This window comes from Brevibacillus sp. DP1.3A (assembly GCF_013284245.2).
Taxonomy (GTDB): Bacteria; Bacillota; Bacilli; order Brevibacillales; family Brevibacillaceae; genus Brevibacillus.
In genome coordinates, this window is sequence record NZ_CP085876.1 from 5826124 (window position 1) to 5838696 (window position 12573).

Here is a 12573-nt window from a genome sequence, read left to right on the forward strand (position 1 = left end):
TCGAACAGCAGATGATTATTTCGGGGGTTAGACCTTTTTGGCAGTTATGTCTGGAAGTCTTTTGAGGTAGATAATTTTTTGCTTTTGCTTCATCTTCTTGTGTAATCTGTAGGAGTTATTTCGATTTTAGACATCTCGATTCATATTTCAGAGCTTCTTAAGCTGCGTGGAAAGAAGCGCATTTCCAGTCCAAGCGCCTCTGGAGCGGACAGTCAATCCCCCTTGCGGGGCGTAGGCCGAAGCGTAGACTGGAAATGCGCTTCTTTCTCTCACTACAGCTACGAAAAAAAACCTCCTCAATCTGAGAAGGCTTTCTCCTTAATTCACAATATTTTTCCCATAGTAAATCTCGTCCATCTCTATTTGCAATTGCTCCGTAATATCCTCCTGCTCCTCCGGTGTCAGCTTTTCCTTCGTGTATCCGAACAAATAATTGTTCAGATCAAATTGCCTGCGCTTGCATTTGGTATGGAAAATATTATCTTGGTACACATTCACATCAATCATGTGGAACAATTCCTTAATTTCCTCGGGAATATAATTTTGGATCGAACTGATGTCGTGATCGATAAACAGCTTGTATCCATGTATATCCCGGGTAAATCCACGCACCCTGTAATCGATCGTCATCAAGTCTGTATCAAACGAACGAATTAAATAATTGAGTGCTTTGAGCGGAGAAATCTCGCCACAGGTCGAGACGTCAATATCAGCCCGGAACGTACTTATGCCCTCCGTTGGATGGTACTCAGGGTATGTATGCACCGTAATATGACTCTTGTCCAATTGCAGCACCACATTTTCAGGTAAAGGTCCGGGGGATTCCTCATAAGATTCAGTAGGGACTTCTACGACTGGCCCCTCGGATACAAGAAAAGTGACGCTCGCACCTTGTGGTACATAATCTTGTTGCGCGACATTCAGTACGTGTGCGCCGATAATATTCGACACGTTTTTCAGGATATTCGTCAAACGCTCGGCATTGTATTGTTCATCTATGTATTCGATATACGCTTCCCGTTCCGCTTTTGTTTTCGTGTAGCAAATATCGTACATGTTGAAGCTGAGTGACTTGGTCAAATTGTTGAAGCCATGCAGCGTAACGTTTTGTTCTGTTTTTTGTTCCAAGCGTCATTTCCCCCTGTGATAGCATCCAAAACTCATTCGCTCTTACTTTTTCCTCCATCTCCTTCATAAATACCCATTACTTTTGTCCTACTTAAAAATGATTCAATAGCATTAGGAAAACTTTACAGGATATGGTTCTAATCCCCTGCGTTTAGTGATAAAATATCGAAGTGTGTCAAATTTTAGAAGAAAGGGGGAAATTATCATGCATTGGTATACAAGTGTGTTAAAGCAATACGTTGCTTTTACAGGAAGAGCTAGACGTCAAGAATATTGGATGTTCACTTTGTTCAACATCATCGTATCTATGGTAATTGCTCTCGTAGACTATTTAATTGGTACAGGATCAATTTTGGGCATGATCTATTCATTGGCTGTTTTACTGCCTAGTTTGAGCGTAACTGCACGCCGATTGCACGATACTGGAAGAAGCGGTTGGTGGATCCTTATCTCGTTAATTCCTTTTATCGGTGCCATTATTTTGCTCGTATTCTTGTGCCAAGACAGCCAAGGAGACAACAAATACGGTGCGAATCCAAAAACTTCGCAATCCTTCTAATGTCTCCATCGCCTCTCCCCAAAGGGAGAGGTTTTTTTATTTTTGGTCCAAAGAAAAAACGGCCGTTCGGGACTCCCCAAATGCCGTTTGATCCATTACCTTTTTACGCCTCGTCCCAAAAACGTCGCAAGTTGTCCATTCCGATCTTAGACCCTTCTCGACAATCCTCCATGCCTTCGAACTCGACCGTGATATAGCCATCATAGCCGGACTGCTTAACCAGCTTGACAACCTCGCGGATGTTAATGTCGCCTTGTCCGACTATCGCTCCACGCAGGAAGTTGCCATTGACGGTCTTGAACCATTTGCCTGCGCCTGGATCATGGTAGGATGGACGGAAGTAGAAATCTTTGAAATGCACGAGCGAAGCGTAAGGCAGATTTTTTTGCACACCGACCAACGAAGCCTCGTCTACACACATGAAGTTTCCGATATCCAGCGTCGTTTTGAAATTCGGGCGGTTGACCTCATGCAAGACACGCTGCACGCGATCACTTGCCTGCACCAGCCAGCCGTGATTCTCGATTGTCGTCGTTATTCCGAATTGCGCGGCATAATCAGCGATTCGACGGCTTCCCTCGACCATCTCAGCCAAATGCTTTTCAAAGTACTCGATCGTCGTCTCCTCTACGGGAACAGTAAAGGCGGACACATCGTGGCGCATATGCTTGATACCCATGCGGTGCAGCAGATCGACATGTGTTTTTACACGTGTGACTTCTGCTTCGAAGGCTTCTTCGTCTGGTTGAATAAAGTTGGTCGGCATCGAGTAGTTGGACAGCTCAATTCCTACCGCTTTTGCCTTATCCCGAACAGCGTCTGCCAATTCGTCGTTATCGACCAGCGTAAAACCGTACGGCACGATTTCCATGTGCTCGCCGCCGTTATCCGCGATCCATTGCACGACATCCAGTACATCCATTTCCCCAGCTCGTATTGCTGTTAGCAGACTGTAAGTGCTCAATCCAATTTTCATCAGTTCCACCTCATTCGATTTATTGTATAGAAAGGCTGCTGCTCATCATGATGAGAAATGCACCTTGTTGATAGTCACGACTTGCTTGAGACAATGGGATTCATAGGCTGCCTTCACCACTTCGAGTGTCCGCAGTCCATCCTCTCCTGTAATAGACGGAGGTCGGCCTTCCCTGACATTTTGCACAAAATCGGCGATAAGCCGCTCATCCATATCCACAGCCCAAGGTAAATGTTGGAGCTTCGAATCGCAGTCATTGTAATAGAGCGCGTGTTGCTTGAACACATCGACGTCCAACGTGCCTTTGGTGCCGACAATCCGCATCGTCACATCTCCCCACGTCGGGAACGTCTTCGGCCGCGACCAGCTCGGATCAATTCCAACGATCACGCCAGACTCCATTTCCACGGAAACCAGGCCACAATCCTCTACCTCAATCTCGTAAAAGCGTGTGTCCAGCTCCGCGTAGACGCTTTTTACTTCGTCTTGGAGCATCCAGCGTACGAGGTCCATCAGATGGACGATGTGATCCGTCGCTGCCCCACCGCCAGACAGCTCTTTTTCAATGAACCAGCCACCTGGTATTTGTCCGTGGTTCGTGCCATCGATGGCGAGAATGTCTCCGAGAGCACCTGACTGAACGATTTGTTTGACGCTTTCCATCACAGGTGCAAAACGAACTGGGTAGGCAACCTGAAGCATGACACCTTCCTCTTTGCAAGCCTGAATCATTTCGCGTGCATCGGCAATCTCGGTGGCAATTGGTTTCTCGCACAGAATGTGCTTTTTCGCTCGCGCTACCGCAATCACGTGCTCCTTGTGCTTGGCATTTTCCGAGCAAATAATGACCGCGTCGATACCGGATTGCAAAAAGGCTTGCAGATCTTCGTAAAAATCAAGCTGGTAGGCAGTCGCCATTTCCTCTCCACGGCGCGAGTCATCATCCCAGACTGCTATCAGCTGCGCATCCGGGTGCTTTTGCAAATAAGTAGCGTAGCTATGCGCATGCATATGGGCGAAGCTGATGATTCCTACCTTCATCCCTCGTCACCTCCGTGCATGAGCTTCACTGGTTGTCCCGTCTTGACCGATTTTCTCGCCGCTGAAGCGATATCGAGAGCAGCGAGCAGATCACGAGAATGCAGACGTGGCCCTTCCTCTTTCTGTACACAGCGAATGAAATGCTCCCGCTGTCGCTGCATCAGGTCCATCCCTTGGAATGTTGTCGATAGAAACTGCTCTCCCCGACTCCAGCGAATAGGGGTGCTTTCCCGGCTATCATGCTCAATCATTCCTTGATCACCAGTAAGCTCAAAGGAAGTATGTTCTGTCCCCTCCGCCCAAGATAGCTCTACATGAGCAATTGCCCCGCCTGCCATTCGGAGCATGACCAGCGCATAATGAACGATCTGTCCTGACTCATTCTTGCGCTTGACCTCACGCGCCATCACTCGCTCAACCTCGCCGAACGTCCAGCGTAGCCAATCAAATTCACGCATTCCAAGCGCTTGAAAAATGCATTTTCCTACATTTTCAGCCGATGCAGAAGCACTTCTTCGCAAGCGAATGACACCTGCTTTTCCGATGGCCCCATTCTTTAATTGCTCGTGGGCTTGCTCGTATTCTGGAGCAAAACGCAGCGTATTTGTGAATTGCAGCACGACATCCTGCTGATCGCACAAACTGATTCCTTCACGCCCTAGAGCAGAACCTTCTGCGCATAAAATATGCTTTCCCGCCTGGGCAGCAAGCGTCACCCATGGGTCAGAGCTGTCCGTAACCGAGCCAATATCCACGATATCCACTTCTGTTCCCTGCAAGATTTCGCGCAAAGAAGACAAGCTGTCTGCCACACCTACAATCTCTGCCTCTTTGATCCGAAGCCAAGCTTGTGACTCTTTGACGCTTGTTCCCGCTTCCCCTGCGACCACAACTTTTACCATGATCCCGCTCCCCCTTTCCTCGAGCTTTGTGGACTGCTCGACACAACCCTCTTATAGCGAAAACTGAAACGTATCCTGTAATAAAACAGCGGCAGCTCCTGCGACCTCTACATTTTCACCCAACGAATTCGGCCGAATCTCCAATTCCTCCGTCAGGATTCCATGCGCGTATTCCCTTACGTAGTCTTTTACTTTGGCAATCAATAGCTCATTTTCGAAGGCAATCTCACCGCCCAGAATAATGACCTCCGGATTGAACAAATGAATCAGATTGACCAGCCCCGAAGCCAAATAAGAAGCGGTTTCCTCCAAAATGCTGACCGCAAGCGGGTCCTGCTCTGCCAAAGCCTGACGAAATACCGCAGGAGTAATTCGGCCAACATCCTGCTCCACCAAATCCGAGATGCGGCTCGTCTTTCCTTTCGCAAGCGAGGAGACCAGCTTGGAGTAAATCGTTGGCCAGCTCACGTAATTTTCCAGACAGCCTACATTTCCGCAGTCGCACCGCACACCTGCCCGATCAATCGTGGTATGACCGAACTCACCGGCCCCGCCTTTAAAGCCCCTGTAGATGGCACCGTTCATCAAAATACTGGCTCCCAATCCATCCCCAATCGTGACATACAGCATGTTTTGATAATGACTGAAATCCCCGATAGTCTTCTCGGCGAGCAAATACGCATTCGTGTCGTTATCCAGCCAGGTTTTCAACTGGAAACGCTGCTCGATCATTTCTTTAACAGGGGCGTTCTGCAAGCGGAGCTTTGGATTGTAGCGAATCACCCCATGGACCGAGTCCACGATGCCTTGTGTGACAATCGAGATTCCCATGCATGTCTCCAGACTCGCGGCTCCACGCATAAATTGCTCAATGATGTCCATCAAATAAGCGAGGACGCTCTCCCCTTGGTATGGCTTGATCGAGTGAACTTCCTTTCGTTTGACCACAGCTTCCAGATTCATTTCGGCAATGGTAATCTTCGAGCCAGAGATCGAAACGCCGATCAGAAAGCGACTATCAGGAGAAAACTGGACCAATATCGGTTTTCGTCCGCCATTTGACTCTCCTGTTCCCACCTCGCATACGAACGAGTCACGAATCAGCTCACTGACAGCCGAGGTCACGGTAGTAGGACTCAGTTTGTTCCGCTTCGCTATTTCACTCCGGGAAATGGGGCCGTAATGACGGATCGTATCTAATATGATGGAGCGATTCAGTTCTTGGATCAGCTTTAAATCACCCGTCCTACGCATGTAACCATCCCTTTTATTCAAATCACAAATGGCAGGCGACAAAATGATTTCGGTTTGCCGCTTCCCGCAATGCAGGTGGTGTCGTCTTGCATATGTCCATCACGAACGGACAGCGCGTATGAAACAGACAGCCTGACGGCGGATTCACCGGGCTCGGCACATCTCCCTGCAAAATGATCCGCTCCCGCTTTGCCCGTGGATCAGGAATCGGAACTGAAGAGAGCAGCGCTTTTGTATATGGATGCCCGGGATTGGCAAAAATCGTTTCCTTCGGGCCGGATTCTACGAGACTCCCCAAATACATCACGCCGATCTTGTCGCTAATATGCTCGACCACGCTCAAATCGTGGGAAATAAACAAATAGGTCAAATGAAATTCTTCCTGCAAATCTTTTAGCAAATTCAAGATTTGCGATTGAATCGACACATCGAGGGCAGAGACTGGCTCATCCGCGACGATCAGCTTCGGCTTCAAAATCAAGGCGCGAGCGATTCCGATGCGCTGCCGTTGCCCTCCGCTGAATTCATGGGCGAATTTCTCCGCATGATAGCTGGAGAGCCCGACGACCTCGAGCATTTCGGCGACAATCCGATCCCGCTCTTGGGGAGACAGCTTCGTATGAATGAGAAGAGGCTCTGCTACCACATCGCGAATTTTCATCCGCGGATTCAGCGAGGCGTACGGGTCCTGAAAAACCATCTGTACCTGCTTGCGCACTTCCCGCAGCTTCGTTTCGTTCATCTTGGAGATTTCTTCTCCATTGATCCAAATCTTGCCCTCATCCGGCATCAAAAGTCGTGTGACCAAGCGCCCTGTCGTCGACTTGCCGCAGCCACTCTCTCCGACCAGACTGAACGTCTCGCCTTCCTTGATCTCAAACGAAACGTGATTTACGGCTTTTACGCTTTTTTTGCTGCTTAATAGACCGCTATCAATCGGGAACGTTTTTTTGATACCGTCTACCACGACCAGTGATTTAGACATGAACATCCCTACCTTCCTCTTGATAGAGCCAGCAGCGGCAAGAACGTTCCTCTTCCACCATCGTAATGGCGGGCTCCTTTTCCCAACAAACAGGCATGACGTCCTTGCAGCGCGGAGCGAATTTGCAGCCCTTCGGCATATTGTTTGGTGTCGGTACGTTGCCCGGAACCGAATCCAGCCGCGCGCGCTTCTGCCCGATTTTGGGGACAGAGCCGATCAAGCCTTTGGTATACGGATGCTTGGGTTCGTCGAATAAGTCGTAAACAGAAGCTTCCTCCACGACACGCCCTGCGTACATGACCACGACACGGTTGCACATCTCTGCCACGACGCCCAGATCATGCGTGATCAACAGCATCGACATATGCTCTTCAGCCTGAAGCTGCTTCATTACGTCGAGGATTTGGGCTTGTATCGTAACATCGAGTGCAGTCGTTGGCTCATCGGCGATCAACAGGTTGGGATTGCAGGACATCGCCATCGCAATCATGATGCGCTGTCGCATACCGCCAGAGAGCTGATGCGGGTACTCCCCCATAATTTCGCTTGGTCGCGGAATGCCCACCTTTGTCAGCATGCTCACTGCTTGTTCTCGCGCCTTTTGGTCGGAGTAGCCGAGATGCAAACGAATGGCTTCCATCAATTGCTCTCCGATTTTCATCACCGGGTTGAGCGAGGTCATCGGCTCCTGAAAAATCATCGAGATTTCTTTTCCGCGAATACGGCGCATATCACTCTCCGAAATCGAGAGCAAATTCGTACCGTTGTAAACAATCTCGCCATTGGTAATCTCACCAGTCGTGTCCTTGAACAGGCGCATGATCGACAAGGAGGTCACGCTCTTGCCACAGCCCGATTCGCCAACTAGTCCAAGCACCTCGCCTTTTTTTATATGAAAGCTGACATGATCGAGGACGACTGTCTTCTGGTTGTCTCTCGTAAATTGCGTCTGCAGATGCTTTACTTCCATGATGTTCTCACTCATCTGCCCCATCTCCCTCGTTTAGTTCTTCGTTTTCGGGTCCAAAATATCGCGCAAGCCATCCCCAACCAGGTTGAACGCCAGCACGGTCAAAAAGATCGCAATCCCGGGAATGATGACCACATGAGGAGAAGTGGCGAGATAATCACGCCCCATACTGAGCATCGCCCCCCAGTCGGGACTCTCCGGCTTTGCCCCCAGACCGAGAAAGCTGAGACTGGATGCTGCCAAGATCGAGGTACCGATCCGCATGGAAAAAAAGACGATCATACTAGAGACGGTCTCTGGAAAGATGTGCCGGAAAATAATCCGGCTGCTTTTTGCCCCCATAGACCGCGCCGCTTCTACAAACACCGCTTCCTTGGCAGCCAATGTATTGCCGCGAATCAAACGAGCAAACGATGGGATACTGAACACCGCGACCGCTACGACTACATTCGTTAATCCCGGGCCGAGGATCGCAACAATGGCGATTGCGAGCAGCAAGTCGGGAAAAGCAAACATGACGTCACTCCACCGCATGATGAGGCGATCCAGCCACCCGCCGTAATATCCGCTAATCAAGCCTAATACCGTTCCAACCACTGCGCCGACCACCACAGAAGAAAAGCTGACGCCAAGAGAGATACCCGTTCCTACAATGATGCGGCTCAAAATATCCCGTCCGTATTCATCTGTCCCTGCCCAATGTTCCATGGAAGGAGTCTGCAACGTCACATCATAGTTCGGCTCGTACGGATCATACGGTGCGATCCATGGGCCAAACAGTGCTATCACAAACAAAAACAAGATAAAAAACCCAGCCCAGAATGCTGTCTTTTGCTTTTTCCACTTCTTCCAAAACTCGCGGGCTCGGGATTTCTTTTCCGTGGGAACTACAACGTTATGCCCGATTTCTTTTACTACCTCCATTTACGTCACCTCCTTGCCATTAGCTGTCATAACGGATTTTCGGATTCAGTGCCTTGTACAAGATGTCTACCAGCAGATTCACGAGAATGAACTCCAGTGAAAACAACAGGATGACTGCCTGTACGACCGGATAATCGCGAAAAGCAATGGAATCGATCAACAGACGCCCCATACCCGGAATGCTAAACACCGTCTCTACGACAACCGATCCGCCTAGCAAAAAGCCGAATTGCAATCCGGCGATGGTCACGACCGGAATCATCGAATTTTTCAGGGCGTGCTTGCGAACGACTACGGATTCCTTCAACCCTTTTGCCCGACCTGTTCGGATAAAATCTTCCTTTAATGTTTCGAGCAGGGAGGAACGGGTAAAACGAGCCAGCATCGACATGATTCCTGCTCCCAAGGTTAACGAGGGGAGCACGTAGCTTTTCCAGCTCTCGACCCCACCTGTGGGAAACCAGCCCAGCGTGACAGAAAAAACCTGTATGAGAATGAGCCCCAGCCAAAATCCAGGCAAGGAAATACCAGAAATCGCCGTCAGCATCCCTACGTAATCCGGCCATTTATTGCGGAAAACAGCAGAGATCGTCCCAATCAACAGTCCGAGCACCAAGGCCCAGCCCAGGCTCATAAATGTCAACGTCATCGTTACAGAAAAACGGTTTTCAAACATATCGCTAATGGGAAGCCCCGTCTTCAAGGAGTGTCCCAAATTTCCTGTCAGCAGGTTTTGCATGTAGTTGACGTACTGGGTAAGCAATGGCTTATCCAAGCCCAACTCCTGACGCACCCGCTCGATCTCTTCCAAGGTCGCTTCTTTTCCCGCCGCCAAGCGAACAGGATCACCCGGAACTAGATGGATAAAGAAGAAAATGAGCAATGACACGACAAAAATAATCGGGATGATCTCGATGAGTCTCTTCACGATATAACGGAACATGGTACGGTTCCTCCTAAAAGAAAAGCAGCGCCCAGCGGCAGACAATGCCCGAACGCTGCTTCAAGTATTATTGGAACGCCGCTTCTCTTACATAGATGCCGCCACTCGGTGTGATATAAACACCGTTCACGTTCGCGCGTTTTCCGTACAAGATTTCATCGACTGCGAGGAAAATCCATGGTGCATCTTTAAACACATTTTCTTGCACGACGCCATACAGCTGCTTTTGCTTGTCTTGGTCTGACGATTGTGTCGCTTCCTTGATGCTTTGGTCGACAAGGGCATTTTTGTAGAAAGCCGTGTTCGCTCCCGCAGGCGGGAAGTTCTCGCTGCTAAACAACGAACGCATCGCATTGTCTGGATCAGCAGAGGACCAGCTTACGTACCACATGTTCATTTTTGCTTCTTCTGGCGACTTGATGCCGTAGATTTCATCAGACAGCGTCGCTTCTTCCATCGATTTCACTTCAACGGTGATGCCGACCTTTTGCAATTGCTGCTGAATGAATTGCATGCCCTTCATCGTATCCGAGTTCGTATTGCCCCAGATGTCCGTTGTGAAGCCGTTCTCGTAGCCTGCTTCTTTCAAAAGCTGCTTCGCTTTTTCGATGTTGTATTCATAGGCGCCTTGCTTCGCATAGTGGGCAATCGTCGGGGACATCACGGATTCCAGTTGTGCGCCATACCCGGATTTCACGACTTTAATGAACGCGTCCTTGTCCACTGCATGATTGATCGCTTGGCGTACACGCGGATCATCAAACGGCTTTTTCAGCATATTAATCGAGACATAGCGTGTGATCGTAGATGGTGTGCGCTCTACCTTTACTCCCTCTGCTCCGTTCAGTGTCTCTACTTGCTGCTCCGGCAACGGATAAATGACATCGGCCTCACCCGTCTTCAGCATGGCTACGCGGGAGCCGTTTTCAGGAACGGGCTTGTAGACGATTTTACCGACCTTGGCTGCTCCCTTGTTCCAGTGATCTGGATTCAGCTCTACCGTCAGATGGTCACCCTGTACCCATTCCACGAATTTATATGGACCTGTACCGACTGGATTTTTGGTAATGTCTTTGCCGTACTTTTCCAGAGCCGCCGGGCTGATGATTCCCGTCGTGAACTTGTTGATCATCGCGGAAAACGGCTGGTTCAGCGTCACTTTCACTGTGTGCTCGTCGACAACCTCTGTAGACTTGATGTATTTGTAGTTTCGATAGGCTCTCAAGTTGTTGTCTTTGTTGCTCATCCGGTCGAAATTGATTTTGACCGCTTCGGCATTGAATGGAGTACCGTCATGGAACTTCACGTTTTGCCGGAGCTTGAAGGTGTACGCTGTCGCATCTTCATTAACCGAATATTCAGTCGATAGACCTGGCATGAGCTTCAAATCCTTGTCATAAATCAGAAGCCCTTCAAACATCGCGCTTTGGACACCTGATGACAGTGCATCCCCTGTATTTTGCGGGTCCATCGTGATAAAGTTTTCGTTTACGGCGATGACCATCTGATCCTTTTGCGGCGCTCCCGTCGTTGTCCCCCCATTGGAAGCTGCCGGAGTTCCACTATTACTGCCACTACCACCGCCACTGGAACATCCGAAAAGTAAAGCCACTGAAAAAAGTAAGACGGATGCGGTTCGCAAAAACGATGCTTTTTTCATATCTTTTCCCCCTTGTCTTCGTCTACTCTATGGGTGATATCTGGATGTCCATGGATAGGCCTAGCCTGCCGGTTATCGGGTAAATACGATTTCTCTTCCGGTCGCAGCTGATTCGTATATGCCGCACAGAATCTTCATCATTTCCACGCCGTCCTGTACTGGGCTAAGTGTTTCTTTTTCACCCAAAATGCATGCGATGAAGTGATCGATCTCATTTTGGAAGCCTCGCTTGAAATCAAATGATAATTTATCCATCTGCGGGCAGACATTTAGGATCGTGTTATGCTTTTCTGTAATGATGGACAGCTCTGGCTCCACCTCTGCGCCTCCCTTGTCTCCGTACAGCTTGACGACCAACTCGTCTTTTTTCGCATGCAGTGTATAGCTCACATCCACGAAAAGGGACGCTCCGTTTTCAAAGCGAATGAGTGCATTGGCCATATCCTCGACAGTGTTTTGGGAAGGATCGTAGTCAGCTGCTTTGTAAAAGGAGAGATTTTTGACGTTGGCGCGATTGCCCAGCTTGTTGTATGTATTGCCGCTGACGGTCGTTACTTTTGGGCAGCCCATCAAGTACCAGCACAGATCAATGACATGCACGCCGAGATCGATGAGTGGACCTCCGCCAGATCTGTCCTTGTCAGCGAACCAGCCTCCCGGATTGCCCAAACGACGCAGACAGGATGCCTTCGCGTAATAAATCTCCCCCAGCTCGCCCGCATCGATGAACTGCTTGAGCAATTGCGCATTCGTATCGTACCTTCTCACAAAACCTACTTGGAGCAGCTTGCCACTCTCTTTTACGGCCTCTTCTATCAGGAGAGCGCTTTCAACTGTTGTACTTAAAGGCTTTTCCAAAAGCACGTGCTTACCCGCTCTAAGGGCAGCGATAGCAATATCTGCGTGCGTGTTGTTCCACGTACAAATACTCACAGCGTCTACCTGTTCATCTGTGAAAACATCCTCAAGCTTGCTGTAGTAGGTTTTGGCCCCGTACTTCTGTGCTTTTTCCCGTGCGCGCTCCTCGTTGAAGTCGACGACGGCACGAATTTCTGTACGCTCGTTTTGCTGGTACGATTGCAAGTGCATGTCTGAAATTGATCCTGCACCAATCACCGCAACTCTCACTTTTGCCATGATGTTGTCTTCCTCCTTGCTTCTCATCTGTTAATTAGTTTTTTCAGTGGAGTAATTAATAAAATGATACAAAATTGTTTTAATTTTTGCAATA

At 49.2% G+C, this 12573-nt stretch carries 12 protein-coding genes; 1 reads left to right on the forward strand and 11 read right to left on the reverse strand.

Annotated elements, in window-relative coordinates; all coding sequences use genetic code 11:
- Positions 1-318 precede the first annotated feature (318 nt).
- Positions 319-1128, reverse strand: coding sequence for an adenosylmethionine decarboxylase (speD, locus tag HP399_RS26935; protein WP_144617709.1), 810 nt, complete (start codon positions 1126-1128; stop codon positions 319-321).
- A gap of 205 nt (positions 1129-1333) precedes the next feature.
- Between speD and HP399_RS26940 the strand changes: the two genes are divergently transcribed.
- The gene (locus HP399_RS26940) at positions 1334-1687 is read left to right on the forward strand and encodes a DUF805 domain-containing protein (protein WP_173618206.1); all 354 of its coding nucleotides are present in this window, start codon (positions 1334-1336) and stop codon (positions 1685-1687) included.
- A gap of 103 nt (positions 1688-1790) precedes the next feature.
- On the opposite strand, the gene HP399_RS26945 is transcribed toward HP399_RS26940, so the two are convergent.
- The 10 genes from HP399_RS26945 to HP399_RS26990 all read right to left on the reverse strand — a co-directional run bounded on the left by HP399_RS26945 (position 1791) and on the right by HP399_RS26990 (position 12479).
- Positions 1791-2663 carry a sugar phosphate isomerase/epimerase family protein gene (locus HP399_RS26945; RefSeq protein ID WP_173618207.1) on the reverse strand — a complete coding sequence of 291 codons (873 nt, stop codon included), beginning with the start codon at positions 2661-2663 and terminating at the stop codon, positions 1791-1793.
- A 45-nt stretch (positions 2664-2708) separates the two neighbouring features.
- Positions 2709-3704, reverse strand: coding sequence for a Gfo/Idh/MocA family protein (locus tag HP399_RS26950; protein WP_173618208.1), 996 nt, complete (start codon positions 3702-3704; stop codon positions 2709-2711).
- Positions 3701-4606 (reverse strand): Gfo/Idh/MocA family protein, encoded by a 906-nt coding sequence (locus HP399_RS26955; RefSeq protein ID WP_173618209.1) that lies wholly within the window; start codon positions 4604-4606, stop codon positions 3701-3703. Before HP399_RS26955 ends, HP399_RS26950 begins: the two co-directional genes overlap by 4 nt.
- Positions 4607-4657: 51 nt before the next feature.
- Positions 4658-5860 (reverse strand): ROK family transcriptional regulator, encoded by a 1203-nt coding sequence (locus HP399_RS26960; RefSeq protein ID WP_173618210.1) that lies wholly within the window; start codon positions 5858-5860, stop codon positions 4658-4660.
- 22 nt (positions 5861-5882) lie between these two features.
- Positions 5883-6845 (reverse strand): ABC transporter ATP-binding protein, encoded by a 963-nt coding sequence (locus tag HP399_RS26965; RefSeq protein ID WP_173618211.1) that lies wholly within the window; start codon positions 6843-6845, stop codon positions 5883-5885.
- A complete protein-coding gene (locus tag HP399_RS26970; RefSeq protein WP_173618212.1) occupies positions 6838-7830 on the reverse strand; it encodes an ABC transporter ATP-binding protein in 993 nt (330 codons plus the stop codon). The genes HP399_RS26965 and HP399_RS26970 overlap by 8 nt, the downstream gene beginning before the upstream one ends.
- An 18-nt stretch (positions 7831-7848) precedes the next feature.
- Positions 7849-8739 carry an ABC transporter permease subunit gene (locus HP399_RS26975; protein WP_173618213.1) on the reverse strand — a complete coding sequence of 297 codons (891 nt, stop codon included), beginning with the start codon at positions 8737-8739 and terminating at the stop codon, positions 7849-7851.
- A 19-nt stretch (positions 8740-8758) separates the two neighbouring features.
- Positions 8759-9682, reverse strand: a complete 924-nt coding sequence (gene nikB, locus HP399_RS26980; RefSeq protein WP_173610526.1) for a nickel ABC transporter permease — start codon at positions 9680-9682, stop codon at positions 8759-8761.
- Between the two features lie 67 nt (positions 9683-9749).
- Positions 9750-11342 (reverse strand): glutathione ABC transporter substrate-binding protein, encoded by a 1593-nt coding sequence (locus HP399_RS26985; protein ID WP_173618214.1) that lies wholly within the window; start codon positions 11340-11342, stop codon positions 9750-9752.
- Positions 11343-11414: 72 nt separating this feature from the next.
- Positions 11415-12479, reverse strand: coding sequence for a Gfo/Idh/MocA family protein (locus HP399_RS26990; RefSeq protein ID WP_173618215.1), 1065 nt, complete (start codon positions 12477-12479; stop codon positions 11415-11417).
- Positions 12480-12573: the final 94 nt, after the last annotated feature.

What these genes read in the sequence shown, in the direction of transcription:
- HP399_RS26940 (WP_173618206.1), top strand. Translation starts at nt 1,334, where the DNA reads ATGCATTGGTATACAAGTGTGTTAAAGCAATACGTTGCTTTTACAGGA.
- HP399_RS26945 (WP_173618207.1), bottom strand. Translation starts at nt 2,663, where the DNA reads ATGAAAATTGGATTGAGCACTTACAGTCTGCTAACAGCAATACGAGCT.
- HP399_RS26950 (WP_173618208.1), bottom strand. Translation starts at nt 3,704, where the DNA reads ATGAAGGTAGGAATCATCAGCTTCGCCCATATGCATGCGCATAGCTAC.
- HP399_RS26955 (WP_173618209.1), bottom strand. Translation starts at nt 4,606, where the DNA reads ATGGTAAAAGTTGTGGTCGCAGGGGAAGCGGGAACAAGCGTCAAAGAG.
- HP399_RS26960 (WP_173618210.1), bottom strand. Translation starts at nt 5,860, where the DNA reads ATGCGTAGGACGGGTGATTTAAAGCTGATCCAAGAACTGAATCGCTCC.
- HP399_RS26965 (WP_173618211.1), bottom strand. Translation starts at nt 6,845, where the DNA reads ATGTCTAAATCACTGGTCGTGGTAGACGGTATCAAAAAAACGTTCCCG.
- HP399_RS26970 (WP_173618212.1), bottom strand. Translation starts at nt 7,830, where the DNA reads ATGAGTGAGAACATCATGGAAGTAAAGCATCTGCAGACGCAATTTACG.
- HP399_RS26975 (WP_173618213.1), bottom strand. Translation starts at nt 8,739, where the DNA reads ATGGAGGTAGTAAAAGAAATCGGGCATAACGTTGTAGTTCCCACGGAA.
- nikB (WP_173610526.1), bottom strand. Translation starts at nt 9,682, where the DNA reads ATGTTCCGTTATATCGTGAAGAGACTCATCGAGATCATCCCGATTATT.
- HP399_RS26985 (WP_173618214.1), bottom strand. Translation starts at nt 11,342, where the DNA reads ATGAAAAAAGCATCGTTTTTGCGAACCGCATCCGTCTTACTTTTTTCA.
- HP399_RS26990 (WP_173618215.1), bottom strand. Translation starts at nt 12,479, where the DNA reads ATGGCAAAAGTGAGAGTTGCGGTGATTGGTGCAGGATCAATTTCAGAC.